32 protein-coding genes, 1 tRNA gene and 4 pseudogenes are annotated in these 25905 nt (G+C 61.7%); 18 read left to right on the plus strand and 19 right to left on the minus strand.

Annotated elements, in window-relative coordinates; translation table 11 throughout:
• The first annotated feature begins 133 nt into the window (after nt 1-133).
• Together WN73_RS05980 and WN73_RS44335 are read left to right on the plus strand one after the other, a co-directional pair.
• Entirely contained in the window at nt 134-496 is a 363-nt protein-coding gene (locus tag WN73_RS05980; protein WP_271552098.1) for a PRC-barrel domain-containing protein, read from the plus strand.
• Nucleotides 497-817: 321 nt separating this feature from the next.
• Complete coding sequence (locus tag WN73_RS44335; protein ID WP_333937948.1) at nt 818-952, plus strand: hypothetical protein; 135 nt, start codon at nt 818-820, stop codon at nt 950-952.
• 48 nt (nt 953-1000) lie between these two features.
• Here the strand turns inward: WN73_RS44335 and WN73_RS05990 are convergent, their stop codons facing one another.
• The 4 genes from WN73_RS05990 to WN73_RS06005 all read right to left on the minus strand — a co-directional run bounded on the left by WN73_RS05990 (nt 1001) and on the right by WN73_RS06005 (nt 2609).
• Entirely contained in the window at nt 1001-1234 is a 234-nt protein-coding gene (locus WN73_RS05990) for a hypothetical protein (RefSeq protein ID WP_161533221.1), read from the minus strand.
• A gap of 92 nt (nt 1235-1326) precedes the next feature.
• Nucleotides 1327-1509, minus strand: coding sequence for a hypothetical protein (locus WN73_RS05995; RefSeq protein WP_097669664.1), 183 nt, complete (start codon nt 1507-1509; stop codon nt 1327-1329).
• 402 nt (nt 1510-1911) lie between these two features.
• Nucleotides 1912-2298 carry a hypothetical protein gene (locus tag WN73_RS06000; protein WP_271552099.1) on the minus strand — a complete coding sequence of 129 codons (387 nt, stop codon included), beginning with the start codon at nt 2296-2298 and terminating at the stop codon, nt 1912-1914.
• A 235-nt stretch (nt 2299-2533) separates the two neighbouring features.
• Nucleotides 2534-2609 (minus strand) — tRNA-Ile (locus WN73_RS06005).
• Between the two features lie 1170 nt (nt 2610-3779).
• Between WN73_RS06005 and WN73_RS06010 the strand changes: the two genes are divergently transcribed.
• Nucleotides 3780-3926: a hypothetical protein gene (locus WN73_RS06010; protein ID WP_271552100.1), complete on the plus strand. Its 147-nt coding sequence runs from the start codon at nt 3780-3782 to the stop codon at nt 3924-3926.
• The gene (locus tag WN73_RS06015; RefSeq protein ID WP_256380416.1) at nt 3923-4051 is read left to right on the plus strand and encodes a hypothetical protein; all 129 of its coding nucleotides are present in this window, start codon (nt 3923-3925) and stop codon (nt 4049-4051) included. Before WN73_RS06010 ends, WN73_RS06015 begins: the two co-directional genes overlap by 4 nt.
• Before the next feature lie 80 nt (nt 4052-4131).
• Here WN73_RS06015 and WN73_RS06020 read toward each other — a convergent pair whose 3' ends face one another.
• A complete protein-coding gene (locus WN73_RS06020) occupies nt 4132-4338 on the minus strand; it encodes a hypothetical protein (RefSeq protein WP_271552101.1) in 207 nt (68 codons plus the stop codon).
• A 500-nt stretch (nt 4339-4838) separates the two neighbouring features.
• Here WN73_RS06020 and WN73_RS06025 point away from each other — a divergent pair, with 500 nt between their 5' ends.
• Together WN73_RS06025 and WN73_RS06030 are read left to right on the plus strand one after the other, a co-directional pair.
• The gene (locus WN73_RS06025) at nt 4839-5129 is read left to right on the plus strand and encodes a hypothetical protein (protein WP_097670020.1); all 291 of its coding nucleotides are present in this window, start codon (nt 4839-4841) and stop codon (nt 5127-5129) included.
• Nucleotides 5130-5514: 385 nt separating this feature from the next.
• Nucleotides 5515-5781, plus strand: a complete 267-nt coding sequence (locus tag WN73_RS06030; RefSeq protein ID WP_097670021.1) for a DUF3551 domain-containing protein — start codon at nt 5515-5517, stop codon at nt 5779-5781.
• Nucleotides 5782-6666: 885 nt separating this feature from the next.
• On the opposite strand, the gene WN73_RS44495 is transcribed toward WN73_RS06030, so the two are convergent.
• Nucleotides 6667-7047 carry a transposase gene (locus WN73_RS44495; RefSeq protein ID WP_430649860.1) on the minus strand — a complete coding sequence of 127 codons (381 nt, stop codon included), beginning with the start codon at nt 7045-7047 and terminating at the stop codon, nt 6667-6669.
• A gap of 83 nt (nt 7048-7130) precedes the next feature.
• A complete protein-coding gene (locus WN73_RS44500; RefSeq protein ID WP_442870053.1) occupies nt 7131-7448 on the minus strand; it encodes a transposase in 318 nt (105 codons plus the stop codon).
• 55 nt (nt 7449-7503) lie between these two features.
• On the opposite strand from WN73_RS44500, the pseudogene WN73_RS06045 reads away from it, so the two are divergent.
• From WN73_RS06045 to WN73_RS06055, 3 genes and pseudogenes are all read left to right on the plus strand, one after another.
• Nucleotides 7504-7682, plus strand: a pseudogene (locus WN73_RS06045) (IS66 family transposase); the annotation flags it as partial.
• Nucleotides 7683-7801: 119 nt separating this feature from the next.
• Nucleotides 7802-8140: a PRC-barrel domain-containing protein gene (locus WN73_RS06050; RefSeq protein ID WP_028171497.1), complete on the plus strand. Its 339-nt coding sequence runs from the start codon at nt 7802-7804 to the stop codon at nt 8138-8140.
• 78 nt (nt 8141-8218) lie between these two features.
• Complete coding sequence (locus WN73_RS06055; protein WP_039184693.1) at nt 8219-8614, plus strand: response regulator; 396 nt, start codon at nt 8219-8221, stop codon at nt 8612-8614.
• A gap of 74 nt (nt 8615-8688) precedes the next feature.
• Here the strand turns inward: WN73_RS06055 and WN73_RS06060 are convergent, their stop codons facing one another.
• The 4 genes from WN73_RS06060 to WN73_RS06075 all read right to left on the minus strand — a co-directional run bounded on the left by WN73_RS06060 (nt 8689) and on the right by WN73_RS06075 (nt 10755).
• Complete coding sequence (locus tag WN73_RS06060; RefSeq protein ID WP_028171498.1) at nt 8689-8904, minus strand: hypothetical protein; 216 nt, start codon at nt 8902-8904, stop codon at nt 8689-8691.
• A gap of 396 nt (nt 8905-9300) precedes the next feature.
• A complete protein-coding gene (locus tag WN73_RS06065; protein WP_028171499.1) occupies nt 9301-9627 on the minus strand; it encodes a hypothetical protein in 327 nt (108 codons plus the stop codon).
• 91 nt (nt 9628-9718) lie between these two features.
• Nucleotides 9719-10210, minus strand: coding sequence for an Hsp20/alpha crystallin family protein (locus WN73_RS06070; RefSeq protein ID WP_028171500.1), 492 nt, complete (start codon nt 10208-10210; stop codon nt 9719-9721).
• 83 nt (nt 10211-10293) lie between these two features.
• Nucleotides 10294-10755, minus strand: a complete 462-nt coding sequence (locus WN73_RS06075) for an Hsp20 family protein (RefSeq protein ID WP_060912337.1) — start codon at nt 10753-10755, stop codon at nt 10294-10296.
• Nucleotides 10756-11135: 380 nt separating this feature from the next.
• Between WN73_RS06075 and WN73_RS06080 the strand changes: the two genes are divergently transcribed.
• On the plus strand, nt 11136-11366 hold the full coding sequence (locus tag WN73_RS06080; protein WP_074077688.1) for a hypothetical protein: 231 nt from the start codon (nt 11136-11138) through the stop codon (nt 11364-11366).
• Nucleotides 11350-11580 carry a hypothetical protein gene (locus WN73_RS06085; RefSeq protein ID WP_271552102.1) on the plus strand — a complete coding sequence of 77 codons (231 nt, stop codon included), beginning with the start codon at nt 11350-11352 and terminating at the stop codon, nt 11578-11580. Before WN73_RS06080 ends, WN73_RS06085 begins: the two co-directional genes overlap by 17 nt.
• A gap of 135 nt (nt 11581-11715) precedes the next feature.
• On the opposite strand, the pseudogene WN73_RS06090 reads toward WN73_RS06085, so the two are convergent.
• Nucleotides 11716-11889, minus strand: a pseudogene (locus WN73_RS06090) (ATP dependent DNA ligase); the annotation flags it as partial.
• 81 nt (nt 11890-11970) lie between these two features.
• Between WN73_RS06090 and WN73_RS06095 the strand changes: the two are divergent.
• The 4 genes from WN73_RS06095 to WN73_RS06110 all read left to right on the plus strand — a co-directional run bounded on the left by WN73_RS06095 (nt 11971) and on the right by WN73_RS06110 (nt 14017).
• Complete coding sequence (locus WN73_RS06095; RefSeq protein ID WP_271552103.1) at nt 11971-12210, plus strand: hypothetical protein; 240 nt, start codon at nt 11971-11973, stop codon at nt 12208-12210.
• A 32-nt stretch (nt 12211-12242) separates the two neighbouring features.
• Nucleotides 12243-12980: an HAD family hydrolase gene (locus WN73_RS06100; RefSeq protein ID WP_271552104.1), complete on the plus strand. Its 738-nt coding sequence runs from the start codon at nt 12243-12245 to the stop codon at nt 12978-12980.
• Between the two features lie 396 nt (nt 12981-13376).
• Nucleotides 13377-13559 (plus strand): hypothetical protein, encoded by a 183-nt coding sequence (locus WN73_RS06105; RefSeq protein ID WP_162185844.1) that lies wholly within the window; start codon nt 13377-13379, stop codon nt 13557-13559.
• Nucleotides 13560-13753: 194 nt separating this feature from the next.
• Nucleotides 13754-14017, plus strand: coding sequence for a hypothetical protein (locus WN73_RS06110; protein WP_028171502.1), 264 nt, complete (start codon nt 13754-13756; stop codon nt 14015-14017).
• A 755-nt stretch (nt 14018-14772) separates the two neighbouring features.
• On the opposite strand, the gene WN73_RS06120 is transcribed toward WN73_RS06110, so the two are convergent.
• From WN73_RS06120 to WN73_RS06145, 6 genes are all read right to left on the minus strand, one after another.
• Nucleotides 14773-14895 (minus strand): hypothetical protein, encoded by a 123-nt coding sequence (locus WN73_RS06120; RefSeq protein ID WP_257784482.1) that lies wholly within the window; start codon nt 14893-14895, stop codon nt 14773-14775.
• 94 nt (nt 14896-14989) lie between these two features.
• Nucleotides 14990-16051, minus strand: coding sequence for an ATP-dependent DNA ligase (locus WN73_RS06125; protein ID WP_271552161.1), 1062 nt, complete (start codon nt 16049-16051; stop codon nt 14990-14992).
• A gap of 381 nt (nt 16052-16432) precedes the next feature.
• The gene (locus tag WN73_RS06130) at nt 16433-17410 is read right to left on the minus strand and encodes an MFS transporter (RefSeq protein ID WP_271552105.1); all 978 of its coding nucleotides are present in this window, start codon (nt 17408-17410) and stop codon (nt 16433-16435) included.
• A gap of 509 nt (nt 17411-17919) precedes the next feature.
• Nucleotides 17920-20127: a xanthine dehydrogenase family protein molybdopterin-binding subunit gene (locus WN73_RS06135; RefSeq protein WP_271552106.1), complete on the minus strand. Its 2208-nt coding sequence runs from the start codon at nt 20125-20127 to the stop codon at nt 17920-17922.
• A 7-nt stretch (nt 20128-20134) separates the two neighbouring features.
• Nucleotides 20135-21151: an FAD binding domain-containing protein gene (locus WN73_RS06140; RefSeq protein ID WP_011087966.1), complete on the minus strand. Its 1017-nt coding sequence runs from the start codon at nt 21149-21151 to the stop codon at nt 20135-20137.
• Nucleotides 21148-21639, minus strand: coding sequence for a (2Fe-2S)-binding protein (locus tag WN73_RS06145; RefSeq protein WP_028171505.1), 492 nt, complete (start codon nt 21637-21639; stop codon nt 21148-21150). Before WN73_RS06145 ends, WN73_RS06140 begins: the two co-directional genes overlap by 4 nt.
• A 242-nt stretch (nt 21640-21881) precedes the next feature.
• On the opposite strand from WN73_RS06145, the pseudogene WN73_RS06150 reads away from it, so the two are divergent.
• Both WN73_RS06150 and WN73_RS06155 read left to right on the plus strand, forming a co-directional pair.
• Nucleotides 21882-21998 (plus strand): annotated as a pseudogene (locus WN73_RS06150) (cysteine hydrolase); the annotation flags it as partial.
• Between the two features lie 379 nt (nt 21999-22377).
• The gene (locus WN73_RS06155) at nt 22378-23250 is read left to right on the plus strand and encodes a hypothetical protein (RefSeq protein ID WP_011087963.1); all 873 of its coding nucleotides are present in this window, start codon (nt 22378-22380) and stop codon (nt 23248-23250) included.
• Between the two features lie 200 nt (nt 23251-23450).
• Here WN73_RS06155 and WN73_RS06160 read toward each other — a convergent pair.
• Nucleotides 23451-23628, minus strand: a pseudogene (locus WN73_RS06160) (formate dehydrogenase accessory sulfurtransferase FdhD); the annotation flags it as partial.
• Nucleotides 23629-23921: 293 nt separating this feature from the next.
• On the opposite strand from WN73_RS06160, the gene WN73_RS06165 reads away from it, so the two are divergent.
• On the plus strand, nt 23922-25589 hold the full coding sequence (locus WN73_RS06165; protein WP_231166502.1) for a peptidoglycan-binding protein: 1668 nt from the start codon (nt 23922-23924) through the stop codon (nt 25587-25589).
• The last annotated feature ends 316 nt before the right edge of the window (nt 25590-25905 follow it).

Here is a 25905-nt window from a genome sequence, read left to right on the forward strand (position 1 = left end):
GAATTCGCGCTCCAGATCGGTCAGCTCCATGCTCGAACTCCGCTCATCCAAAACAAGGCCACCGAGGCTTTTAGCCAGGAACGGAGCCATCGTCCTCCCGTTGACTCCAGAAGACAACCTCCGGGAGGTCAATATGGTCATGGAAGATCGCGAGACCTTCAGCCTGATCGGAAGCGACAAGGTCGAGGGCACGAATGTCTACGGGGCCGACGGCGAAAAGGTCGGCTACATCGAGCGCGTCATGATCGACAAGGTCAGCGGCAAGGTATCGTACGCGGTGCTCAGCTTCGGCGGCCTGCTGGGCATCGGCGACGATCACTACCCGCTGCCCTGGCAGGCGCTGAAGTACGACAACAACCTCGGCGGCTACGTCACCGGCATCACCCAGGACCAGCTCCGCGGCGCCCCCAAATACACCGACGAGAGCAGTTGGAATTGGAGCGACCCCGCCACCACGCGCTCCGTGAACGCCTATTACGGTGTGCCAGTGGCTTGAGGCGGGCGGGCCAACGCGCCCGCCGTCACGCCAGACGACCCGCATGGGCTGTCGAGGAGACTTGAAGAGTGAGTAACGCCGTTCGTGTCCTGGTCGTGGAGGATGAAGTGCTGATCTGCAGCTTCATCGAGGACGCCTTGTCGGACGGCGGCTTCGAGGCCTGCTCGGTCCATTCGGGGAGAGGCGGCCCTGTCGACCTTTCGCGACGGCCACGAAGGGTGTCAGGCGCTGCTGACGGACGTCAACCTGGGTGGTGGCATCAGCGGATGGGATCTGGCGCGGCAGGTTAGGGAGATCGCGCCTGGCTTTCCCGTGGTCTACATGACGAGCGCCAGCGCGCCGGACTGGAAATCGCAGGGCGTCGATGGCAGCCTTCTGATCGAGAAGCCCTTTGCGCCGGCGCAATTGGCTGCCGCCGTCTCGCAGCTACTCGATACCGGGACCGGGTCGGGTTGAACCGGATCGCTGGGAGGCTGCGATCCTTCGGCGCGGATCAGCGGATCGTCAGCGTGGCGGCGATGGCTTGGCCCTGCACTCGGCAGCGGCGCGAGCCGCCGCGACCGCCATCCAGTCCCGCAGCAGGCCTCTGTCCTCTCTCGAAAAGGACGCGCGCCGCTTGAGATCGTCCAGAGTCTCGCCGGGATGGCATCGCTCGTAATCCTCGCGGATCAGCGACTCGAGGTAGGTCGGGTCCCGTCCGCTGATCGAATCGAGATGCTGGCGCGAGTTGGTTCTCATGGTTGCTCCTGGACGGGGAGCATCTACGAGATGTGGCCGACGGCCAAGCGCTGCTCAAGCTTATAGGCGCGCCGCCCGACGACCAGGGCAGATCAGGCTGACCACTTATCTTCTTCGCGCCGAGCTTCGTCGTCGTTAAGGCGCTCGGCCACGTCGGCGGCGAGATCTGGATCCTCAGTATTTGCGATCGGCTTGCCGTCCTGCTTTTTGATTTTTTTGCCTTCTGCAGTCACCGGGAAATCAGCGGGGTTCAATGGTTTCTTGGAAGTGGACATGACGTCTTCCTCCTGCCAGCAGGATAGCACGACTTCAGAAAACCCGCAGATTTTAGTAACTCGTTGTTCCGGGCACTTCTCAGGGTGGATACTCGACTTCGGTTTTTTTCCATCGTTTGTCCGCTTCCACGGTCCGGCCCGCCCCGCTGCCTCTCAGCGGTTCCGATGCCGGCGCGGAATCCCGAGCACCGTACTGCTACGGTCGCTGCGATTCACTCCGCCTTAACCTAACCGGCGTCGGGTTGCGTGCTGAACCGCTTCGAGCTTGGAGAGCATCGGCATGCTCAAGGACGGCACCTACTCAGCCTGGTTCAAGACGCCCAGGGGCGAGGGGACCGGCATCGTTCACTTCGAGAACGGCAAGATCTCCGGAGGCGACAGCATCATCACGTACGGCGGCACCTACGAAACCGTTGGAGATCGCTTTACGGCGACCGTCACCACGAAGCGACACACCGCAGGCCATGCGACGGTGTTCGGCATCGATGACTTGGAGCTGAAGCTCGATGGCGTCGTGAAGGGCGCGACAGCGAAGTGCACCGGCACGGCCGCAGCGGCGCCGGGGCTGACCTTCGAGGCGACGCTCATTCCCTGGCGACAGCTCCGGCTGACATTCCGAAGAAGTACGCGCTCATCGACCGGCCACTCGCCGACAAGCAGCGGGACGACGGTTGGAGAGGGCAGAAAGGCCTCGTCGACAAGTATCACCGCTTGTTCGCCGACCACGCGGGCGCTGCGCTGGCGGGGGATGGAAGAGACGACGTTGAAGTCATCGATCTCCGGATGCAATACATCAAAAGAACCACCGGTTAGCAGCAGGTGTCAGGGCAAACCCTTGGCTACGAAGTTGGGTGAAAAAGACCCCCTCGCTTTTTCTGGCGGTCAAAAATCAGCGAAAAAAACAGGCGAAATTCATCAGTCGTATCAGTGGGATCTGAGATCGAGTCGTTTTCAAAACGAAATCGAGTCGTTCTTAAAGCGGAAATCGAGTCGTTTTCAAAGTGTCCGCATACAGCGTTCTGAATGGTGGGCCCGGCAGGACTCGAACCTGCAACCAGACCGTTATGAGCGGCCGGCTCTAACCATTGAGCTACAGGCCCCGCTGCGGGCGACCGCTGAAAGGTGGTCGGCAACGGTGCGCGGCTCGTCTACAGGATGGCCGGCAATCCGGCAATGCCAAATTGGTCCGATTGAGCCGCGCCTTCGGGAGCCCTTCCGAGCCGCCGATCGACGGGGCACCAATCTATCAGGAGCGCCCGGATACAAGGACTCTGTGCGACGAAGACGGTCACGTCAGCTTGGGTGAGACGTTGCAGCAGCAAGTAGTACGAACCTGGCTCGATCATCCATCGATCGCAATTAGCGCATTTGCCGTCTTGGCTATGCAATTCTCGATCCAGGGCTGGTGCAGCTCTACGAACGCCGAACCCAGATTTTTGACGACGAAGATCGAATGAAAGTGACGATGGAATTTCTTGAGAAAGAGAACCGCTCGCTGAAAGACCTTGTGGTCCAACTTTCCCATCATTTTCCTCGACTAAACACTCCGGCGAATGGTGGATTTGCTCGGTTAGGCTGCGATGCTCGGCTTGGCAAGAACGGTGATGATCCAGCGTGTGGGGTTGCTGGGGGACTTAACTTCCATGACCGACCGGACCAACCCCGTGACGAGCGATCCCTCTAAACTCAACGTTGTTTTTTGCCCGCGATGTTGGTCATAGCGGCAGCGCCTCGCCACCTTTGGATTAGTCGTCTCGACTGTTTGCATGCGGGTATTACCTCATAGTCACTCAACAGAACTCGACGCCGATCAGGAGACCTTTTTGCCATGAAACCTTGCAACGCCTACCCTGGTCCGCGCGAAAGAGTTTAAGTTGGAACACGGGCCTAACGAACGTTAGATCCTCGACCCTGATTGTCGCGCCGCCTTTGGAGATGTCCAACACCGAACATCTCCTCGCCGCGAAAGCCCCGTCGATTGCCATCCACGCTTCTTGATTGGTCCTTCTGCGGGGAGAACGAGGTTTTCTTCCGAATATTGTCATTAGCCCAAACTCCATGCTTGGGAACGGGCGAGGGAAGGGATAGTTGCAGGTCCAAACAATTCGACCTTGTTGGTCGAGGCTGCCGAAACTGCGCGTTCTAAAATTCGCATCCCATCCAACAGCGCATAGAATGCCAGAGAGCGTATCGGAACCTGTCGTGCTCCCGGAACGATTGCCATTACTCGGGGTTCACGCAGCGCAGCATTCAGGGGCAAGGAGATATTCATGGAGAAGCTGTTACTGCTGTCCGCGGCTTCCGCGCTGATCTCGACGGGCGCAATGGCCCAGTCGACGGCCACCACGACCACGGGCGCCGGCCATGCCGCCCTGCAAATCGAGCCGGAATACGCACCAAGATCCGTACCGACGTGACCGAGCACAAGATCCGCCCGGTCGAGATGCGCGAGAAGATCGTCGTCCGCCAGCCAGTGCCGCGCAACGTCGAGCTCGAGGCGGTCGCTGCCGACTGGAGTCCCTCGCTCACGAAATATCGCTAGTTTTCTGCGATCACGACGGATTCGCTGTGCGGCCGGCGCAGATTCTGGCCTCACCGACCTATTGCACGCGATCTCGGTTGCTAAGCCTCTCTGTGTGGGATAGCAAAGCCCTCGCAGATCGTGACGAAAGCCTTTTTCGCTTCGGCATCCTCGAAGCAAAAATGCGCTCCTTCGGCACCTCGCTCAATCGACCAGTCGATTTTGCTTTGTCGTGCAATGCGCGATGCCTCTTCGCGCAAGTGATCCAATTGCTTGCCGGAGGCACGGACAATCACACAATCTGTCATTTCGAACGCTCACTAACTCAAAAATTTAGTTCACGATGTATGGTCGGGCGTCACCGGCTTCCTAATCTTGGCCAACACCCGTTGCAGTCGCCGTAATACGACTGACCGCGTCGAGACAAGACCATTACACGCCTTGATGCAAGCGGTCCGAGAGAGGTCGAGGCGCTGCACATTGTTTGAAACAGGGGCGGTGGTTCCCTCCGGAGGCCGCATCCTGTCCCAGCGCGGCCCGCATCCATCTGCGTTAAGCTTCCTGATCGGTAAAACTTGGAAACGACGCGTTTTGGGTCTAGGATCATGCCGCCGGGGCTGGACTGCATTTTTTCACGATGAGCATTTTGAACCCGGAGGGCCGTCGGCGGTATTGTCGGCGGCTTTTTTCAAGGAGAAACGGTGGGTTGGGCTGCCCTATCTGGCAATTGGCGTCTGCGCCATTGTCGCAGCCTGGTTTGTGATGAACTGGCTCGTCCCGCGTGGCCGAGTCGTGCGGGGGGACGTCAATGCATGACTGGAAGAGCGAACTCGATGCGCTCGTCGCTGAAACGACGGCGTTCGCTAAATCGCTGAAGGTCGAGATCGAGCTGCCGCGGCCTCAGCAGAAGGAAATCGTCGAGCTCGCTGGCCTCAGCGTGCCCGACCATGGCGGCAGCGAACGCGATGAGATCAGGAAGCGGGTCGAGAGTTTCAAAGCGCATCAAGAGCGCTTTACGCGCGAGCGCGAGGAATATGCCGATTCACTGCTGCGCCGGATCAGGCCGATCACCCAGAAGAGCTCGCTGAACGGTTCATGAGCTCCGCCAAGTCCCTTAAGTCGTGCAGCTCAAGCAATACGCGCTCGACGGCAAACCTAAAGGCCCGTGAATTTTCCGCGTTTCGGCCTTGCTAAGCTCTCCGTAGACTTAGGGCCACCCCGAATCGATTCATTCCGGAGCGCGAGAGTTCTCAAGCCCCGTTAGCGCTTTCCGCCGCACATGTACCTCGTGACGCTGGAAAGATGCGTTCCTTTCGACAAGCAGCAGGATTTCTGCTCTGAACTCGGAGCTCCGTCCCACCCGAGCTCCTTTCGAAGGCAATCGGCCCACGGACGGCGACCCGCCATTTGCCATTGACAAAGATCAAGACATCAAATCCGGATCCGCTATCCTTCTGCAAGACTTAACGGAGGCTAGAGGTCTCATGCGCAACCTTCTGTTCATCGGTGTGCTTGCACTTCCCATCGTCATCGGTTTTGGATCGCCCTCGACCGCCGCTCCGCGGGGTCGTTCGTATATCCCCCCGGCTCGGCAGGACGTTTATTGCTTGCAGGGACGTACCTGGGGATATCCGGGCAATTGCCAGTTCTCGACCTATGATCAGTGCATGGCCACTGCATCCGGCACCTACGCCTATTGCGGCATCAATCCGGTCTACGCGTTCGCGCGACAGAGAGCGCAATCGCGCTGATGTCCGATGGTCAAGCGTGATGGAGACATTAGTCTGAGTCCTGCTCATACAAATGGACCTGCGGTGTAGGGTTGAGAGACGTTGGACTTCCGCCGATCGGACGAGCCCCCGTTCGAGCAAGCCGCGCGATGCAGTCACCTCAGGTGCGTCGGACGAGACGCAGGACCGATCGAGATGCGGCCTCATCTGCGTCACGCGCAGTCGCGCGTCGCGCTTTAATTCAATTCAAAACAGCGGGAATGCGTCAAACAGACATCTGCTTGTTGCGTTTTTGTCAGCTTCTTCTACCATGGTGACCTCTCGAGTTTTCGACTTTGGGTAGTTTCTACGTGGCGCTCGTCACGCGAAAGCTACATTGCATTATCTGCTAGAAAACGAGGGAGATCTTCCAAATGTTAGATGCCCCCACCACCGCGCTCCTACGGGTGGTCCTCGACAACGTCTGCAAGAATCTTTCCCGGTACGATACCGGTGCTCGCACCCATGTTGCCTCGACAATTCTGGAAGCTGCGAGCACAGGAGAAATAAGACCTGACCGCCTTACACAGATCGGTCGCGATGCTCTTTCTAAAGCCCCGCCGGTGAGGCGATAGGCTGGCCAAGTATGATCGGTCACTGAAGTGCCGCTGAGCCGGTCCTGCAGCGACGATTGAGTAGAGGAGATTGCCTTCTTGCGTGGATTTCGGAACGATAAACTCCGTGACTAGAGGCCCGTGTTGGAAAGGCACAGGAATCCTTGTCGTTCAAAGACAAATAGTGATGGCCGCGGTGATGCTCAGATTGGAAAAAAGTACGACGCATCGGTCGTGGCGAGTTGCGATCGCGAACCCTTCAGTCTAGCAAAGAGGTTTTCGTCGACTTGTGTCGTTGGCGACAAGCGCCTGGTCATAGGGATATGCAACCTTTCGCTTCGGCTCGATGCAATGCCGAGTTCGATGCCCTTGCGTACCAGAGCCTCCGGACGTCGGCCTCGCTAGCCGGGATCCCAGTAAGCCGCATCGCCCACACCGCAGCTTCATCGCCGCGGATCAAAGCAACCGCAGGTGTCGTATCGTTGACGTTAGCGGGTGTGGTCAATACCGCGCGGATCAAGCCGGATCCTTCATCGACACCGACATGGGCCTTGTAACCGAAGGTTGCGCCGCTTTTGCCCTGCCGTTTGGCAAACCGGGCATCAGGATCGTTTGAGGGGCGATCCTCCTTGGGCGGAGCCGAGACTGCCTGGATCAGGGTCGCATCCAGCATCGTGCCGCGCTTGAGGATCACGCCAGCATTCTCAAGTTGACGATCCAGTTCGCCAAACAGCTCCTCCAGCAGGCCTTGTTCAACGAGCTGGTTCCGGAAGCGGTTCAGGACCGTGTGGTCGGGGGCGCATCCTCAAGGCTCAAACCGACGAAGCGCTTGAACGACAACCGGTCGCCCAGCGCTTCCTCGAGCTCGCGCTCCGAAAGACCATAGAGCGACTGCAACAGCACAGCACGAAACAGCACCAGCACCGGATAGCCTGGCCGACCGGGGCTCCCTTCATCTCGCAAATGGCCAATCAGCTTCTCGAACCGGTACCACTTGACCAGGCCAGCCAGCCGATCCAGCGCCGCATTCGCGCCGGCCCCCTTCGGCATCAGCGCTTCCACAAAGCTCGGCTGTCCCGTCTGCTTAACCGGCATCGCTACCCTCCAAGGCTTTTCCCTAGGGAATCACAATTGACGAATTACGCAACAGGCCCCGATCGCGCTGGAGGCGGTCAGGCGTCTGGACGCGCTGTTCGAGATCGAGCGCACCATCAACGGCCGCAGGGCGGACGAGCGGCGCGCCGTGCGCCGGAGAAGAGCAAACCGCTTCTCGACGACATGCACGCCTGGTTGCTGCGTGAGCGCGAAACCCTCTCGCGCTCTTTCGAGNCTCGGCCAGCTCCATCCTCGAACTCCGCTCATCCAGAACAAGGCCACCGACGCTTTCAGCCAGGAACGGGGCCATCGTCCTCCCGTTGACTCCAGAAGACAACATCCGGGAGGTCAACATGACCATGGAAGATCGCGAGACCTTCAGCCTGATCGGAAGCGACAAGGTCGAGGGCACGAATGTCTACGGGGTCGACGGCGAAAAGGTCGGCTACGTCGAGCGCGTCATGATCGACAAGATCAGCGGCAAGGTGTCGTACGCGGTGCTGAGCTTCGGCGGCCTGCTCGGCATCGGCGACGATCACTATCCGCTGCCCTGGCAGGCGCTGAAGTACGACACCAACCTCGGCGGCTATGTCACCGGCATCACCCAGTATGCCGACGAGAGCAGTTGGAATTGGAGCGACCCCGCCACCACGCGCTCCGTGAACGCCTACTACGGCGTGCCGGTGGCTTGAGGCGGCACGAGCTGTCCGATGCCGGGTCTGCCGCGAACGCGGCGCGCGGCCGTAAGGCGAGGGAAAGGAGATTTGGAAGTGGGCGATCCCGTTCGCGTGCTGGTCGTAGAGGATGAAGCTCCGATCTGCAGTTTCATCGAGGACGCCCTATCGGACGGCGGCTTCCAGGCCTGCATGGTCCATTCGGGAGAGGCGGCCCTGTCCACCTTTCGCGATGGCCGGGAGCGGTGTCGCGCGCTGCTGACCGACGTCAATCCGGGTGACGGCATCAGCGGATGGGAGCTGGCCCGGCAGATCAGGGAAATCACGCCTGACTTTCCCGTGGTCTACATGACGGGCGCCAACGCGCGAGAGTGGGAATCGCAGGGTGTTGCGGACAGCGTGCTGATCGAGAAGCCGTTCGTGCCGGCGCAATTGGCTGCCGCGGTGTGTCGCAGCTACTCGACACGCCTATCTGAACTGGGATCGTGCTAAGGCTCTCGAACCTTTTCGATCGGGCCTTCGGCAGTGGACGGCGGATCAGGGGAAGCTGCGCACGAGGTCGTCAGTTAGGGTGGCGATCCCTTCGCCGCGCGAGCGGCCGCTACCGCCATCCAATCTCGCAGCAGGCCTCTGTCCTCCTTCGAAAAAGACGCGCGCCGCTTGAGATCCTCCAGGGTCTCGCCTGGATGACATCGCTCGAAATCCTGGCGGATCAAGGACTCGAGGTAGGTCCGGTCCCAAGCGCCGCCTGAATCGAAATGCTGGCGTGAATCGGCCTTCATGATTGTCTCTCGGCGCACTCGGTCGAAGGCGCCCGGATGCGGACAACGGCAAGAGCGATTGTTTGGTTCACGACGGGTTTGCTCATGTCGACTATGATGAACGGCGTCAAGACCGCCGATCGGGCCAAGTGAGAGGCGCTCTAGCCGCCAAGGGCGAGGGGGGAGAGGTCCCTCAAGCCTCGCCCGATCCGGGTAGGGCCGTGGCCTGCGAGACGATGCGCAGCGGCGGCAACGGTGCTCGTCGGACCGGGACGCTGGAGAAGGCTTGCCGCCTTTGGCTTCGTATTGCTTCGCCAGCGCCAGCTCCCAACTCGCTCATGAAAGCAATGAGCGGAACGGCCCACGTCGCCGAAGCATGCCCCAGCAGAACCATCGTCACGACAGCCTGCGTGAGCATCATGCGGAGCTCCGCTGCGCGGCGGCCCAGGGCCGCCGCAGCCGCATCGGCACGCCCCCGGGGGGCGGCGGATCGTCCTCGCCGTCGAGCCGCCGCAGAGCCGCGAGGATGTCGGCGAGCCGGATTGTGTGGCCCATGCCGGGAATCTCGCGAAGCGCGGGACAGGATTCGACGGCGAACATGTCGGACGCCCAAGACGACAGGATGATCCGCTTCTCCGGCGCGGAGAGCTCGCTATCGTTCAGGACATCCTCCGGAGACGCATAGTGTGCGGCCGGATGGAAGAATGGATTGAGATTGCCGTTGTTCGTGTTGGTGTCGCTCATCGGTTGGTCTCCCTTTACCTTTACGCTCCTTTCTTAGGGAAGGTGTCGCTCGTCTGACGGGCGGACGGCGGCGCGGCCGCCCCCGTCGTCGTTACTGCGCGTTGATCGCGATCCGCTTGACGCCGGCCCGCGGGTTCTCGGACTTCGGCAGCGAGATCGTCAGGACGCCGTTCTTGAACGAGGCCTGGGCCTTGTCCTCCGCGACGTCCTCGAGCGCGATCTGCCGCTGGAACGAGCCGTAGTAGCGCTCGGTGAAGTATCTGCCTTCGTCCTTGCGCTCGCTCTTCTTCTCGCCGCGGATGGTCAGCACCCCGTTCGCGATTTCGATCTGGACGTCCTTCTCCGTCATGCCGGGAAGCTCGGCCGAGATCGTCAGCGTCTTGTCGGTCTCGCTGAGCTCGATCTTGGGCCAGCCGAATTGCCCTTCCATGGGCGGCGACAGGGCCGCCCTGCCGAAGCCGCGGAAGACATCGTCGAACAGTCGGTTCATTTCGCGATGCAGCGTCATGAACGGATCGTGGCTGCCGCGCGCCGGCGCGAGCTCCTGGTTTCTGGACCAGGGAATGAGATCACGAACTGCCATGGTTTTTCTCCTTCGTTGCATGGGCCAGGGAGCGCGGCCGCGCTTGCGCGCGCCGCGTTCCGCTGTCGAACCTCGATCAGGCGTCAGGCTGCCTTCTTCTGCTCGATCTGCGAGGCGGGAGAGGCGCCGCTTCCGATCTGGACCCGGCGCGGCTTCATGGCTTCCGGCACCTCGCGGACGAGATCGATGATCAGCAGTCCGTCGCGGAAGGAGGCCTCCTTCACCTGAACGTAGTCGGCGAGGTTGAACACGCGCCGGAAAGGACGCGCGGCGATGCCCCGGTACAGGTATTCGCCGGCCGCTTCCTCGGGCTTCCTGCCCTCGATAGTGAGCGCATTCTGCTCGGCCGTCACGGCGATGTCGTCGGCTCCGAAGCCGGCGACGGCGACCGAGATCCGGTAGTGATCCTCGCTGGTGCGTTCGATGTTGTACGGGGGATAGTGGTCTTCGCTCGCCTGGCGGAGCGTGCTGTCGACGAGGTCGGCCAGGTGGTCGAAGCCGATAGTGGAGCGCCACAGGGGCGCGAAGTCAAAGGTGGTCCTCATAACCAAGTCCTCCAAAGAGCAAGATGGATACAAGGAGCGCAAGGCTGGAGTCAGAGCGGGTCTGGTACCCGGCCGGGCGCCCGTGCCGGACCCGTGAAGGCGCCCGGCACACCGCTGTCGCGGCGAAAAATCAATTAGAAAAACGAGAAGTGGTTTCAAGGGGCGGATCGAAAAAAATGATGTGGCGCTCGGTCGCGGTGCAGAGCCGCGGCCATTGCGGCACCGCAAACGCCGCTTGGTGATCTGGCCGAGGGTTTGGATGTTCGGCGACCGCCGGACACTTGACTCCGGTATCGCCCCGAATATTTTTGCGCCGGGAAATTCTCTTTCCCGGTTTTCTAAACACAGAAGGACCGTGACGACCGTCAGGAGTGACGACGATGCTCGACGAAGATCTGGCGCGCATTCGTGCGCACCGCAACAACATCCACCGCTATCGACGTCTGCTTCGGACTAGGCTATCGGAGCTGGAACGTCAGTTCATCGAACGGCGGCTCGCCGAGGAGCAGACCGCGCTCGATGCTCTGGCCGCCGAATTCCCCGTCGCTTTCACGCTTCCGGAAGGTCAGGATCCACAAGGATGGGGGTTGGGCGATGAGCGACGTCCATGAGCTCCTCATCCGCGGCAGCGAAAGGGTCATCGGACACTATCGCCTCCTGCTGGCGCGTGCCAAAACCGAAAGCGAGCGCCAACTCTATCGGAGCCGGATCGCGTTAGCAGCGGCTGCTCCACGGCGGTTCACCGGATCGGTTCGCAGCGTGAGCGGGATGTTCTTCTATTGGCCGGTGTGGGATGGCGTTCCGCTCTCGTCCGACGGTCCCTGAAGACGTGCCGTCACCGTGGCGGGGTTTTGCCTATGCTTCAGGCTGAGCGCATCACCACCCGATGGAGCTCAGCGGGGGTGGTTAGCCCACTTTCGAGCGCCTTGTCCGCCCATCGCCAAAAGCGGAAGGCATCCATCACAGGTCCTCCCGCAGTTCCTTTGAAGAAGGGGTTCCGGACCTTGCCCTCTGCCGACTTCGCCCGGTACTCGATCTCCGCCAGAAGCTTCGGCTCGACCCAGATACCTCTGGGATGCGTTTGGTGTAGGGTTGCGTCCTTCGGATGAGAGGCTTCAGTCGCTTCTGCAGGTCAGCGCCGGGACGCAGCGGAAGACTGCGTAGGAACGAGCCGTCGGGAGATCGGTTGCTTTGACACCATCATAGGAGGGCCGCATGGATATGAAAGAAACCTCGGCAATGACGGAAGCTTCCGGGCTGACGGATAATGACGGCGGCATAGAGCAGGCCTCATCGAGGCCGATCCGCCAAGCGGATGCGAGCCGTCGCCCGTCGCATTCGCAGGATGCTGCGATGCGCTGGGCCGAACAGTTGCGCGAGATGACTTTGAAGGCGCCGCTGCAATCCCTGTTTGTGGCGTTTCTGCTTGGGATCTGGGTCGCGCGTCGGCGCTAGGCGCCCCCTTCCTTGGGACCGGAAACCTTGCGATGCCCAAAGCCGCCATCTTCGATCTCGACGGGACCTTACTGGACTCGGTCGACCTGCACGCGCTCGCCTGGCAGGAGGCGATGGTCGAATTCGGCCACGACGTCACGTTCGAGCAGGCGCGAAGCCAGATCGGGAAAGGCGGAGACAAGCTCATTCCTGTGTTTCTCTCTGAGGCCGCGCAACGGGACCATGGCAAGACACTCGATGAGTGGCGCGGCAAGCGCTTCAAGTCGGCGTATCTACCGCTCGTCCGTCCTTTCTCGGCTGTTCCGGACCTTTTGCGGCGCGCGCGAGGCGCAGGACTTCGCATCGCCATCGCTTCCTCCGCTAAGAAGGACGAGCTGGAGAAGTACCTTACCATTGCTGGAATCGTCGATCTGGTGGACGTCGCGACCTCGTCCGAAGACGTCGACGAGTCCAAGCCGGCACCGGACATCTTCGAAATCGTGCTGGAGAAGCTCGGCATCGAGGGCGGCGCAGCGGTCGCAATCGGCGACACGCCGTACGACTCCATCGCGGCTGGCAAGGCAGGTATCCCGACCATCGGCGTCCTCTGCGGCGGCTTTACGGAAAGCTCGCTGCGGGATGCCGGTTGCGTCGATGTGTACCCCGGGCCGGCCACCCTTTATGCACGCTTCGATGACACGCCGCTCGCGGATAAGACGACGGCGGGCTCCGTGGCTATTCCTGCAGCGGCGGCCCGTTGGAGGCGAGGCTCAGTAAGAAAAAAATTGTAAGCCAGAGCGTCAAGTATCGCCGAGCAGAGTGAGATCCAAGCCGAAGCCGAACGCCAGCGATGATAACCGGGATGACAAATAACAAGGACACATTCGGAATGGACACCACCTACCGTCACAGTCGTCGCCACGCGGTCATCGCAATTGAAGCAAGAGAGTGCATCCACTCCGATGCCATGGGATCGGCATTCGGCGTCTGAATGACGTACGACTGCAGTTTCGATTCAAAATCAACTACCGTTTCGACTCCCATTGGCACTTGAGTTTGCGTTTGCTCGAGCGGCTTGCAGCGACAGGGTTATGGATCGACGCCGACGGGCTGATGCTGACGGTCAGAGGGCGACCTGGTAGTGGTCGAGACGGGGCGCCACTCCTGAGCAACGGCCCGTGCGAAACATGATTCATCTCGCCGGAAGTCCGGCCGCGGACAGCGTGGCCCTTCCCGGCATTGAAAGAGTGTGGATCGTTGAGACTGCGGAAAAAGTGCTTTTCCGGATGCTGGCTGACCCGATGGAGGCGCGCAGTTCGGCGAAGGCCACACATCCATCGCCCGGTGCCCAAAAGGGCAAACTGAATTAGCGGATAGCGCACCAACCTCTCAGCAGGTTTGGTGCTGGCTTGGATCCATCACAAATCGGGGAACTCCGAACTGTCGGGCGAGTTACAGAACCGCCGAGGGGATGAAGGATGAGCGATCGTGTGCGCAGTAGCGCACGGCGTTTCTCTTGATCGCACTCGTCCTCCATTCGGCAGTACAAAATGGAGAGGCGACAATGAAAGCACCACTTCTTCTTGCTGGCGCATTAATCATCGGATGCGCCGCCCCAGCATTAGCAGATGAGTACTACGTCGTACAAGGTCCGAGCCATCAATGCACGATTACCACCACACGTCCGGCGGACAAGGAAGTCGTGACGCAGATCGGTCCGATGGCCTTCAAGACCCGCGTGGAAGCTGAAGACCGCATCAAGCAGACCAAAGTCTGCGAGGAAGGCACTGTTGGTAGCAGCAGCACGACCGTTATCAAAGAGAAGTAACCGACGGCCTTGGCGAATTCGAGAAGGGTCGCGCCTATTCCTCTCGGCGCGACTTTTTGTTTGCAGGACACCTAGCTGGAGCAGCGGTTCTGATGCTTGAGCCAACCGCTCCTGCGGCTGTGACGTATTGCGAATGTTGGTGACTGGCGGGCCACCTGTGCGCGGCGGTGGTGGCATTCCCTCGTGCATCAGCGTCATCTCGCTTCCGGCTTCCGTGTTTCGGATCATAGGCGCTGGATAGGGCATCGGCGGCGAGTTGTCGACGTAAGGGTTGACTACTTCGAAGAGCGCGAGGACACGTGCGGTCACTAGAAACCAAGATGTCCAGGGGGCAATTGCTTCGCTACGACCACAGGGAGGACGCGCATGGACATGAGGGAGCCTCTGCAATGACGGAAGCCTCTGTCCTCGTGAACGATCAGGGCGGTATTGAGCTCGGTTTCGAAGCGATGCGGCGAGAGGGATGTGGTAGGGACGCCAGGCCGACGCGAGCCGGATTCCCAACAGACAGCACTGCGGTTGTCCGACCGTTTGCGCAAGATGGCCGTGGAGGCGCCGCTGCAATCGCTCTTGCTGGCGTTCTTATTGGGAGTATTGGTAGCCCGTCGGCGTTAGCGGAGGGCGAATGATGGAGCTGCGCAGGGAGACGGGCGACCCGACGCGGTCGCCGCGGCCATGGCAAAGCCGGGCGTGGCCCTAAAGCGCTCCGCAGGATCGAGGTGCGCTTCGCCGAACAGTCTGACCTGCCGACTGACCTACGTCGGCGACAGGCGTTCGCGATGAAAATCTTCTTCTCTGGAAATAGCTTCGGCTGGATACTGGATCAGGTCCTTGGCCATCAGCATTCCGAGGAGGACGATCATGGCAATCCAGATCATGATGGACCGTACCGGCGACAGGTGAGGCGGTCTTCGGCGATCAGCACGTCGAGAGGGAGCGCGAGGGCAGCCAAGCTGTCCGGCGTAGACGTTCCTACACTGGAGCACGAAGCAATGCCGCAGGCAGAACCGAATACTGTTCAAGTTGGTCCATAGTGCATTGGCGCGGCTTTTTGTCAGGACGCCACCGGATGATCGTGGTGCCGTGGCGAAATCGTCCGGCGGTGAAGTGGTCATAGGAAACTTCAACAACGAATTTCGGTTTCACCGACTGCCATTCCGTCGATCGTTTGGTCGACCACCGGCTGCGGCCGCCGGGCGCGTTTCCGGTGAAGCTGTGGTCGCTCACGATGGTCTCAAGCTGATCCGTCAAAGCCGCCTTCGCTGCAGACTTGAGCCCGGACGTGAACCCGACATGGTTCAATTGGCCCTTTTCATCATAGAGGCCCAACAAGAGAGAGCCTACGACTTTGCGCCCGGCAGTACGCCTCTCTCCGTAGCGAAAACCCCCAATCACGCAGTCCGCGGAGCGGATGCGTTTGATCTTTCGCATGCCTTCGCGATTGCCGGTCTGGTAGGGAAGATCGATGCGTTTGGCGATGACACCATCGCTACCACCACCGGCCCGAGCGAGCCACCGTTCGGCATCGGTATGATTTCGACTTGCCGGAGAGAGGACAAAGATCTCGCTGCGCTTGAAATGCCGTTTGGCGAACCGTTCCAGCGCAGGGCGCCGTTTCGTGAGCGGGAGCCCCGCAATGTCGTCGGTCCCGCAGCCAAGAAGATCAAACGCGAGAAATACGGCCGGCGTTTCCGTGGCAAGCCGTTTGACGCGGCTTGCCGCTGGGTGGATGCGCTGCAGCAGATCATCGAACGAAAAGCGCTTGCCGATTGGAATGACTAACTCGCCGTCCAGCGCAAATTGTGTTTCGGCAAGGTTCAGGGCCGCGACTGCCACTTCCGGAAAGTAACGAGCAAGCTCTCGCCCCGATTTGGACTGCATCCGAAGGCGCGATCCGCTTCGGATCAAAAGGCAGCGAAAGTCGTCCCACTTCGGCTCATATTGCCACTCGGCCCCCCTCGGCAGGCGATCAACCGACCGGGCCTCAAGCACACTTGAAGGTGGAGTAACCGGAACGGCGGCTTTCCGTTCCAGGAAAGTGAAGGATGCTCTTGCAAGAGATTCCTCGCTCGCATTCCGAGCGTGACCTCACGAAGACCAACTAGCCGTACCAAGCGCGTCGCCTTAGACGACCAAGCTTTCCGGTCATGGCAAAAGCGGATGTCGCGGTCGGATGTTCCATCGTCCGCAACACTGCGCCAGCTCCGGTGGAAGTAGCCCGCGCTTTGACTTTGGGGGTCGACGAGAACGTCTTCTGATCCTTGCGGTGGTTTGCTGGCTTGCTGTCGCGCGGCCGCATACATTTTCCAATGTGCCGGATTCTGGAGGATCCGGTAGGGCCGCTTCGTCAAGAAGGACGGCGAGGTGACCGCAGCACGATAATGCCAGCGCGTAGCGTCCGCCAATGACCCGCGCTCATCGCGAGCCCTCCTGCGGCCCCGCCAGGACAAAGACCGGCACGGAGGCAAGTTGAGCGACGATGGAGAATGCGATCAGCGCGGCCCGCGAGTTTTCGTACAGCAGACCCGCCACGATGCTGCCGACAAGCCAGCCTACGCCGTAGCCCGCATAGTACAGTCCGAATGCGAAATTGCGCTTTCCGTCCGGCAGCACTTCAGCGACGATCGCCTTGAGTAGCGTGTCTTGGATCGCGTAGCCGACGCCCCAGAGCAGCATGCCGAACAGCACAAGCCAGAAACCGCCGAGAAACACGAAGGGCGAGAACGCCGCCGAAACGCTCACTGCGGCGATCACGACCGGAAGCCCGATGCGATCGTAGGCCTTTCCGAAGGCCAGATTCGCCAGCACGCCGAAGCCGGTCGAGATCGCGAGCATCACCGGGATCCACTGCTCGGAAGTGATCTTCGCCTTGGTCAGGTGATAGGAGATCAGTTCGAAGCTCATCAGCCCAGCGGCGAACAAGGCGCCGGCCAGCATATACAGCCAATAGGCCTTGCCGAAGTCCTTGGCCGGCGCCGTATCGCCCTGCCCAAGGCGCGACGGCAATGGGAAGCTCACCCTGGCGACCACCAACGCCACGAGCGCCATCACGGCCGAGATCGTCAGGAAGGCGTACCCGGTCCGGAAGTCCCCCTTCAGCAGGAGCACCAGCGCGATGATGAGCGGACCCAGGGTCGCACCGATCTCGTCGAGCGAGGTGTTCAGCGCGTACACCCAACCCTTGCCGAGTTCGCCCGTCGTGTAGGAGAGCATCGCCTCCACCGTGGGCTTGCGCAGCGCGCGCCCTATCCGCTCGGCGAGGACAAGCGCGGCCGCGACCTGCCAGCTTCCAGCGAGCGCCATGGCCGGCACCGCGAAGAGGTTGATGACGTAGCCGATGAACGTGATTAGCCAGTAGCGCCCAGTCCGGTCCGCCGCGTAGCCGGCAGGCAAACGCAGAGCGTAGCCGAGAAACTCGCCGAGCCCCGCCGTGACTGACGATGGCGGCGCTGGCGCCTAGCGTCGCCATGAACGGTCCGTTGATGCTGGCGCCGCCTTAGTAGGTGATGTCGGCCGAACAGGTTGACGACGCCCGTGGTCATCACGAAGAGGAACGCCGGCGAGGTTAAGCTGCCTACCTTTCGGGATTGCGACATCCGCTATTCTCCGCTTGCCTGATGGAGGCACGGCGTTCTGCAGTTACCGCGGCGTAAATTGGTTCAGGTCGTGAATGCCCATCTGCTGTTCCAGTTGGGCTACGCGGGCTGCCATCTTCTCGAAGCCGTCCTCTCGCTCGCCGGCGGACGACCATGCCGCTCATTGAAGATCTGAAGGAATACGCAGAGCGCGCCACAGGACTACGACGTCCGGGTATGCGCTTCCATCAGGTCGCGTAGAAGACGCGCTGGCCATACGGCATGGATGCGCGACGAGCCTCGCTGCGGGAACACTTATCTAGCGCATCAGGCGAGGAGCTTGTCGAGCGTGATCGGGAAGCGGCGGATGCGCTTTCCGGTGGCATGATAGACGGCGTTCGCAATTGCTGCGGGAACGCCGACGATGCCGATTTCGCCGAGACCCTTGACGCCCAGCCGGTTGATGCGATCGTCGCGCTCTTCGACGAAGATCACATCGATGTCGTGAATGTCGGCATTCACGGGGAAGTGGTACTCGGCGATATTCGCGTTCATAATCCGGCCGAACCGGTGATCCATCACCGTCTCCTCGTGCAGGGCCATCCCGATTCCCCAGACCACGCCGCCCATGATCTGGCTGCGGCCGGTCTTGGTGTTGAGAATCCGCCCGGCTGCGACGGCGCTCACGACTCGCGTGACGCGGATGACGCCGAGCTGCTCGTCGATCTTCACCTCTGCGAATACGGCTGAATGCGTGTTGCGGGCGTGCGACTTGTCCTCCGCGAAGTGGTTGAGCTTGTGCTTCTCGATCCGTTCGAGCTTGCCGTAGCGCATCGCATCCGTGATCGGGACCGCACGGCTCTTCTCGCCGTTGCTGGCGATGGTGCCGTCGACGAGGATGACTTCGGCCGCATCGATACCGGCGAGGGGCGAAGAGGGCATTGCACTGGCGAGGCGCGCGAGCTCCTGGCGAATGTCTTCGGCTGCTCCCAGTACCGCATGCGCGCTCGATGCAGCCATCCAGGAACCGCCCTCGACGGGAGCTTGCGGCAGGGTCGAGTCGGCGAGCTTGACGCTAATGTTCTCGATCGGCAGCCCGAGTGCATCGGCCGCCACCTGCGCCACGATGGTGTAGGTGCCGGTGCCGATGTCGGACGCCGCGCAGGATACCTCGGCATGGCCATTGGCGCTCAGCACGATGCGGACCGCGACCGGCATCTGCAGCGCCTCCCACACGCCTGTCGCCATACCCCAGCCGACCAGCTCCTTGTCATCACGCATCGAGCGTGCGGCGGGATTGCGCTTGCTCCAGCCGAAGGCCTCCGCGCCGCGGGCGTAGCATTCGCGCAGCTGCTTGCTGGTGTAGGGCAGGTCTTCGCTCTGGTCGCGATCCGAGTAGCATTTCAGCCGCAGTTCGATGGGATCGAGGTTGAGCGCGAGGGCCAGCTCGTCCATGGCGCATTCGAGCGCGCAGACGCCCGAAGCTGCGCCGGGCGCGCGCATGTCGCAGGGGGTGGAGACGTCGAGGCGCGCGAGCTTGTGGGAATAGTGGCTGTTCCGGCTCATGTAGAGCTGTTCCGCCCAGCCGCTGTCGTTGCGCGCGAAATCCTCGTACCGCGAGGTGATGGCCGTGGCCTCGTGCGTGACCGCCTCGAGCGTGCCGTCAGGCTTGGCGCCGATCCCGACGCGCTCGATCGTCGCCGGCCGGTGACCGAGCCCGTACATTTGCTGTCGCGTCAGCACCACGCGAACGGAGCGCTTCAGAGCGAGCGCGGCAAGCGTTGCCAGCACCACCTGATATTGCGGCCTCAAGCCGGAGCCGAAGGCCCCACCGACATAGGGCGAGAGCACGCGGATTTCATCGGGCTTTTTGCCGAATACGCTGCAGAGATATTTGTGGACGTTCAGGACGCCTTGCGTCTTGTCGTAGACCGTGAGCCTGCCGTTGCCGTCCCAGACGACCGTGGTTGCATAGAGCTCCATCGGATTGTGATGCTCGGTCGGAATGAAGTAGTCCGCCTCGTGCCGCACAGCCGATCCTGCGAGCGCGCCTGCGGCATCGCCCCGCGGCTCGTGCGGCTTTTTCACCTCAGTCGCCTTGTTGCGCCCGGCTTCGAGATCGGTCGCAAACGCCTGTTCCTGCTGATATTCGACACGCACCAGCGTCGCGGCGAATTTCGCGGTTTCCCACTCCTCCGCCACGACCAGCGCGATCGGCTGACCGTTGAATTTGATGCTGTCGTCGTAGAGCGGACGGAACGGCGAACCTTCGTCCGGCGCCACCTCGTCCTTCCAGGCCTCGTCCTTGTCGGCGAGCGGCGGGCGATGCGCATGGGTGAGCACGTCGAGGACGCCCGTGACCTTCAGCGCCTCGCTGGTGTCGAGGCGGGCAATGCGTCCGCGTGGAATTGTGGCCTCGACGACGAAACCGTGGACGAGTCCGTCGGCGGTGAATTCGCCGGCATATTTGGCGGCCCCGGTGACCTTGGCCCGACCGTCGACGCGAGACGTTGCTGTTCCGACATAGGCGTTCATCGGTCCCTCACGCGATCTTCTTGTGAGCTTGCGATTGCGGCGTGGCGCTTGCGGCCTGCATCAGCGTCCGCACGATGGCGCGGCGTGCCAGCTCGACCTTGAAGCCGTTATGGGCAGAGGCCCTCGCGCCCTGCAGCAGGAGATCGGCAGCGTGCGAGAAATGCTCCACTGTTGCCGCTTGGCCGCGTAGCGCCGCTTCGGCCTCAAAGCTGCGCCAGGGCTTGTGGGCCACGCCGCCGAGCGCCACGCGTGCCTCGCTGATCGCGTTGCCCTCGAGTTCGAGCGCGGCCGCGACCGAGACGAGGGCGAAGGCATAAGACAGGCGGTCGCGGACTTTCAGATAGCTGTAGTTATGGGCAAAGCCGCGTCGCGGCAGTTCGATTGCCGTGATGATCTCGGCGGTATCGAGATTGGTATCGATGTGAGGCGTGTCGCCAGGCAGCCGATGGAAATCGGTCAATGCCATCGTCCGCTCACCGGATGGGCCTGCGATGTGCACGAGCGCGCCGAGCGCAGCCAGCGCCACGCTCATGTCGGACGGATTGGTCGCGATACAGGCGGCGCTCGTGCCGAGGATCGCATGATTGCGGTTGAGGCCGTCGATCGCCGAGCAACCGCTGCCGGGAGTTCGCTTGTTGCAGGGCGTTGCCGTATCATAAAAATAGGCGCAACGCGTTCGCTGCATCAGATTACCGCCAACGGAGGCCATGTTGCGCAATTGCGCCGAAGCTCCGGCGAGGATGGCGCTGGCGACCAGCGGGTAGCGCTGCTCGATGAGCGGATGGTAGGCAAGATCGGAGTTCGGCAGCAAGGCGCCGATGCGCAGGCCTCCGTCAGCCGTTTCCTCGATCTTGCGGAGCGGCAGGCGAGAGATGTCGATCAGCCAGGACGGCTGCTCGACGTTTTTCTTCATCAGGTCGATCAAATTGGTGCCGCCGGCGATGAGCTTGGCACCGGGATGGGCGGTGAGCAGGAGGATCGCATCGGCGACGTCGGCGGCGCGGGAGTACTGGAAGTTGATCATGGCCGCCCCACTGCCTGCTGGATGGCGGCGACGATGTTGGGATAGGCGCCGCAGCGGCAGAGATTTCCGCTCATCAGCTCCCGGATCTCGTCAGGATCCCCGGCGCGACCTTCGGCGAGCAAACCGGCCGCCGAACAAATCTGTCCCGGCGTGCAATAGCCGCATTGGAAGGCGTCGTGGTCGATGAAGGCCTGCTGCAATGGATGCAGCGCGCCATCCCTGGCAAGACCTTCGATGGTCGTGATCTCCGCGCCGTCCGTCATGACGGCGAGCGTCAGGCAGGAATTGACCCGCCGACCATCGACCAGCACCGTACAGGCGCCGCATTGACCGTGATCGCAGCCTTTTTTGGTGCCGGTCAGCGCAAGATGGTCACGCAATGCGTCGAGCAGCGTGGTCCAGGGCACGAGGTCCAGCGTGCGCCTGACGCCATTGACGACGAGGTTGGTTGGGATGCGATTGGCAACTTGATTTGCGACATCAGCCATGTCGTTTTCCCTGCGGTGGAGGCCGAGCTGAGAAGTCAAACCTGCTGGCGCGAGTGCGCCAGTTTCCGCTCGCCATTCGCGCCCAACGGTCGGCCAATCGCTTGGTTCCATGCGGCTGCTCGGAACGGAACCTGGGCCCTCACGATCTCATTCGAATCCCGGGTGGGGCAAGTGGTGCATCGACGAGGGACAGCGAGTCGGAAATCCCCGACATCCGGGATGCGGTTCACCTCTGCATTGACATGCAGAACATCTTCGCCCCTGGCGGCCTCTGGGAAACTCCCTGGATGGACCGGGTTTTACCTGCGATCGCGGACATAGCATCACGCTACCAGGTGCGAACCGTATTCTCTCGCTATTTCCGTTTTCGGCTGAACCTACGCTCGACGGGTGCCGAAAGCAGAATGTCGGGGCGGGGAAGCGGCTTCTGGCGCTAGGCGGCCATTGAGCAAGCGAACGGGCTAACGGGCGCGTTTGAGCGACGGCGAGCCAATCGATAAGCTGCCGAGAGCCTATTCGGCGACAGTCGCAGCAATGACGCACGGCAATCGCAGCGAATAGCGCTAGCGTGTTGCATGGCATCATTAGCATCCGACAGGAACCTTCCGAACCAAGTGCAATTATCAGGCCGGAGCGGAACTGGAGGACTGAAATGAACCAGCTGATCTATCTGATCGGGCTGATCGTCGTGATAATGGCCATCCTTTCGTTCTTCGGTCTGCGCTGAGGACTTCGATCATGACCATCGAAGCTCCCACGCTCATCGAAGACGAAGCGCTGACAATTCCCGATCAGGGGCGACATTTGCGATGGACGCCCATCGTCGCAGGCGCGTTCGTCGCGACGGCATTTACCTTTATTCTGGTGACCTTTGGCGTCGCCATCGGTCTCGGTGTCAGCTCAACCTCACCAACCTGGCGAGACGCGTCTCCCGCGCTGTCGCTACTCTCTGGGCTCTATTTGATCTTGCAGGCGATCGTCAGTTTTGGTCTGGGCGGCTACATTGCAGGGCGAGTTCGCGGCGGCATCGATGCGACGAGCGGTGCCGAAAGGGAGATGCGCGACGGACTTCATGGGCTGGCGGCATGGGCGCTCGCGGTTCTACTTGGCGCTGTCCTGGCAGGCATTGTTGGCGCGGCCGCGGTCAATCGCGCGTCTTCATCGACGACATTGGCCAACAATACGGTTGCCGAGCCGCTCCTGAGCTACGAACTCGATCGGCTGTTGCGCTCCCCGCGTCGGCCTGCGAATGCCGAGATCAGCGCCGAACGCGCCGAGGCGGGCCGGATTCTCATGACCTCGTCGAGCCACAACGGTGTGAACGGAGATGACCGGACCTATCTGATCCAGCAGATCCAGGCACTGACGGGCCTTTCGGCCGGCGACTCCGAGCGGCGGGTCGATCAGGCCATAGCGAGCTCGAAAACAGCAATCGCTCATGTGCGTCGCAGCACGATCGTTCTCGCGTTCTCCTTGGCCGCGGCCACACTGCTCGGGGCTGTGAGCGCTTGGGCGGCGGCAGTTGCCGGCGGTCGGCACCGCGACGGCGCGCCGCTCCCGGAGTGGATCGCCTTTGCCGGATTAGAGCCAAAGAGAACGGCCGTGCCATAGGCTCCAGTCCGTGGGCAGACCGGCGTGCCAGCCCATTCGATCGTGGCGGTGCCGCCGGACGCCAGGGCAGCGATTGCGGCCTTTCGGGCCAGATAATCGTGCGGCACATCATCAGAGAATTCCGGATCAGAGAATTCCGGCGAAATGGCTGAAGACTCTATTCGCGTCCGCTTGCGATGCCGACCAGCTGTTGGCGTTGCAGCCGTCCGTATTGCGAGCGCGGCAGGCGCTGAAATTGCGATGATGAGCGCCGATTGCGGCGATCCTTTGCACCATCTCCACCGATATCCGGCTCGTGAGGGCGACGGCGCCAGCGCGTCCCGACACTCCCTCCGCCGCGAGGGCGCCGGCAAGCTTGTCGAGCGCATTGTGGCCGCCATCAAAGCAAGGTTTTTCTTGAACGGCTTCTTGCCTCGTCCGGGTGACTCGCCCGAGAAAACTATCCTGACTGCACTGTTGGACTTACCCCGTAGGGAACATGAAGCTTCCTCAGCCTGACCAGTTCCGTCTGGTGCTGCGGTCAGGAACGTTCCCAGTACCGTCTCGTTGTCCGAACAGAAAGTCGGATTGCACTTCGCGCCGCGTCGTAGCGCGCGATGGATTTCAAGTTTTGTGAATCCGAAAGTGCCGATCGAAGACACTGCGAGCAATGAATATTGGAGGAGATGCAGATGAGCATGAGAAAGAGTAGGTTCCTGTTGTCCACAGCAGTGCTGCTCGCTGGCGTCAGCCTGGCGGCGGCGCAAGGCATGCGTGAAGGTGGAGGCGGCGGAATGGGTGCCGGCGGCGCCGCGGAGCACGACAAGTCCGGAGGCGGAACGTCGCAAGGTCCGGGCGGTGCATCGCGCGGTGAAGGCATGACGCAGGGCCGGGCCGCGGAGCCACGCGGAGGCCGGGCGGAAAGCCCTGCGGGCGGTCAGTCACGCACCGAGCGTGGCGAAGGTATGAGAGAGGGCGGCCGCGTTACGGAGAGAGGCCAGGCCGGTAAGGATCAGCAGGGGCAAAAGGACCAAACCATCGGCCGGCGTCGTGGCGATCGCGACCAAACTCGTCAATCCGAGCAAAAGTCGCAAGACAAGGCTCAGTCCTCGGGCAAGCAAAACAGTCAGACCGTCGGACAGGGGCGCGGCGAGCGCGACCAGACGCGACAGTCCGAGCAAAAGGCGCCACAGGGCCAGAAGGACCAGAGCACGACAACCGGCGCCAACACCAGACCGAGCAATGCTCCTGCCCCGGGTCAGGCCACGCAGGGTCAGACGACGCAGGGTCAGATCTCGCAGCAGAACCAGGGCGCAGCGACCGGCACCCAAGCCACTGCGCCGGCGCAAAACCAGAGTACGACGACCCAGAGCATGTCGGGCCGCGTGTCGGTCAATGCGCAACAGCAGACAACGCTGCAGCAGTCGGTGCTCAGCTCGCGCAACGTGGCGCGGGTTAACGCCAGCTCGATCAACTTCCAGGTCAATACCGGCGTGGTGGTGCCGAGAAGCATCAACGTGGTGTCCGTCTCGGCCTTTCCGGCGCTGATCGATGTGTTCCCGGCCTTCCGCGACGACAGCTTCTTCGTCGTCGACGACGAGATCGTGGTCCTCGATCGCAGCCGCCGGATTGTAGATGTTGTTCCGGCCGGGCCGCGGACGCGGTTCAGCCACGCCGGCAGGATCGGCGGTGGAGGTGGCGGTGTCAGCGGCGGCAGCGCCGCTGCGCTTAATCTAAGCCCCGAGGAAATTCGTGTCGTGCAGCAGGTGCTGATCGAGCGCAGATTGCTGACCGGTGAGGCGGATGGCGTGCTCGGCCCGCGGACGCGCGAGGCGTTGATCACCTTCCAGCGGCAGCAAGGCATCCAGGCCAGCGGCTCGATCGATATCAGCACGGTCTCGGCGCTTGGCGTCTCCAACAAGATCAGTGCCACCCAGAGCCAGACCACGACTGGTCAGGGACAGACGAGCCAACAGCAGCCGGCGCAACAGGGCACGACCGGACAGAACACCGGTCAGGCCAATGCTCCGGCGCAGCAGGACCAACCGACAACGGGCCAAGCGCAGCAGAACCCGCCCACGACAACCGGGCAGGCTCAGCAGAACCAACCGGCAACGACCGGGCAGGCTCAGCAGAATCAACCGGCAACGACCGGACAGGCCCAGCAAAACCAGCCGGCAACGACGGGACAGAGCGGGACGCAACAGCCTTCCGGTCAGACGACCGGACAAGCGGCGCCTCCGCCCCAAGGCAACAATCCGCCGGCCGCCAACCAGAATATGCCGTCCGGGCAGCCCAACCAGAGCAATCCTCCGGCATCGAGCCAGCCGGCCGACAATTCTCAAGGCAAGAAGTATTGAGGACGTGATGCTGAGCCCCGCTTCGGCGGGGCTCTTTTTGTGCCGCGGTACCGCGGAGCGTTAATCGCGTCCGCACGATCCACTGCGGCCGCGGCCGAAGCTGTCCGTGGCGAGAAGGTCATTCGAGTGACAGTTCGCGTTCGACCGCCACGAGTTGCTTCCCGACAACGAATATGGAGGCTCATGAGGGCTTTGTACGCCAGTTGGCGGCAGCGCCAGGCGGGGATTGGACGCTTCTCGCGACTCTGATCTCTGATCGGCTCAGAAGAACCCGGAACCGGGCGTGCCACCTCCTATGTGCGCATCCTCTGACCGG

Source organism: Bradyrhizobium sp. CCBAU 45394 (genome assembly GCF_028128655.1).
In the GTDB taxonomy this organism is placed as follows: domain Bacteria; phylum Pseudomonadota; class Alphaproteobacteria; order Rhizobiales; family Xanthobacteraceae; genus Bradyrhizobium; species Bradyrhizobium diazoefficiens.

What these genes read in the sequence shown, in the direction of transcription:
- WN73_RS06100 (WP_271552104.1), top strand. Translation starts at nt 12,243, where the DNA reads ATGCCCAAAGCCGCCATCTTCGATCTCGACGGGACCTTACTGGACTCG.
- WN73_RS06085 (WP_271552102.1), top strand. Translation starts at nt 11,350, where the DNA reads ATGAGCGACGTCCATGAGCTCCTCATCCGCGGCAGCGAAAGGGTCATC.
- WN73_RS44335 (WP_333937948.1), top strand. Translation starts at nt 818, where the DNA reads ATGACGAGCGCCAGCGCGCCGGACTGGAAATCGCAGGGCGTCGATGGC.
- WN73_RS06050 (WP_028171497.1), top strand. Translation starts at nt 7,802, where the DNA reads ATGACCATGGAAGATCGCGAGACCTTCAGCCTGATCGGAAGCGACAAG.
- WN73_RS06110 (WP_028171502.1), top strand. Translation starts at nt 13,754, where the DNA reads ATGAAAGCACCACTTCTTCTTGCTGGCGCATTAATCATCGGATGCGCC.
- WN73_RS06105 (WP_162185844.1), top strand. Translation starts at nt 13,377, where the DNA reads ATGATTCATCTCGCCGGAAGTCCGGCCGCGGACAGCGTGGCCCTTCCC.
- WN73_RS06145 (WP_028171505.1), bottom strand. Translation starts at nt 21,639, where the DNA reads ATGGCTGATGTCGCAAATCAAGTTGCCAATCGCATCCCAACCAACCTC.
- WN73_RS06020 (WP_271552101.1), bottom strand. Translation starts at nt 4,338, where the DNA reads ATGACAGATTGTGTGATTGTCCGTGCCTCCGGCAAGCAATTGGATCAC.
- WN73_RS06025 (WP_097670020.1), top strand. Translation starts at nt 4,839, where the DNA reads ATGCATGACTGGAAGAGCGAACTCGATGCGCTCGTCGCTGAAACGACG.
- WN73_RS05995 (WP_097669664.1), bottom strand. Translation starts at nt 1,509, where the DNA reads ATGTCCACTTCCAAGAAACCATTGAACCCCGCTGATTTCCCGGTGACT.
- WN73_RS06060 (WP_028171498.1), bottom strand. Translation starts at nt 8,904, where the DNA reads ATGAAGGCCGATTCACGCCAGCATTTCGATTCAGGCGGCGCTTGGGAC.
- WN73_RS06065 (WP_028171499.1), bottom strand. Translation starts at nt 9,627, where the DNA reads ATGAGCGACACCAACACGAACAACGGCAATCTCAATCCATTCTTCCAT.
- WN73_RS06135 (WP_271552106.1), bottom strand. Translation starts at nt 20,127, where the DNA reads ATGAACGCCTATGTCGGAACAGCAACGTCTCGCGTCGACGGTCGGGCC.
- WN73_RS06010 (WP_271552100.1), top strand. Translation starts at nt 3,780, where the DNA reads ATGGAGAAGCTGTTACTGCTGTCCGCGGCTTCCGCGCTGATCTCGACG.
- WN73_RS06165 (WP_231166502.1), top strand. Translation starts at nt 23,922, where the DNA reads ATGAGCATGAGAAAGAGTAGGTTCCTGTTGTCCACAGCAGTGCTGCTC.
- WN73_RS05990 (WP_161533221.1), bottom strand. Translation starts at nt 1,234, where the DNA reads ATGAGAACCAACTCGCGCCAGCATCTCGATTCGATCAGCGGACGGGAC.
- WN73_RS06155 (WP_011087963.1), top strand. Translation starts at nt 22,378, where the DNA reads ATGACCATCGAAGCTCCCACGCTCATCGAAGACGAAGCGCTGACAATT.
- WN73_RS06095 (WP_271552103.1), top strand. Translation starts at nt 11,971, where the DNA reads ATGGATATGAAAGAAACCTCGGCAATGACGGAAGCTTCCGGGCTGACG.
- WN73_RS05980 (WP_271552098.1), top strand. Translation starts at nt 134, where the DNA reads ATGGTCATGGAAGATCGCGAGACCTTCAGCCTGATCGGAAGCGACAAG.
- WN73_RS06140 (WP_011087966.1), bottom strand. Translation starts at nt 21,151, where the DNA reads ATGATCAACTTCCAGTACTCCCGCGCCGCCGACGTCGCCGATGCGATC.
- WN73_RS06030 (WP_097670021.1), top strand. Translation starts at nt 5,515, where the DNA reads ATGCGCAACCTTCTGTTCATCGGTGTGCTTGCACTTCCCATCGTCATC.
- WN73_RS06075 (WP_060912337.1), bottom strand. Translation starts at nt 10,755, where the DNA reads ATGAGGACCACCTTTGACTTCGCGCCCCTGTGGCGCTCCACTATCGGC.
- WN73_RS06070 (WP_028171500.1), bottom strand. Translation starts at nt 10,210, where the DNA reads ATGGCAGTTCGTGATCTCATTCCCTGGTCCAGAAACCAGGAGCTCGCG.
- WN73_RS06120 (WP_257784482.1), bottom strand. Translation starts at nt 14,895, where the DNA reads ATGATCTGGATTGCCATGATCGTCCTCCTCGGAATGCTGATGGCCAAG.
- WN73_RS06080 (WP_074077688.1), top strand. Translation starts at nt 11,136, where the DNA reads ATGCTCGACGAAGATCTGGCGCGCATTCGTGCGCACCGCAACAACATC.
- WN73_RS44500 (WP_442870053.1), bottom strand. Translation starts at nt 7,448, where the DNA reads ATGCCGGTTAAGCAGACGGGACAGCCGAGCTTTGTGGAAGCGCTGATG.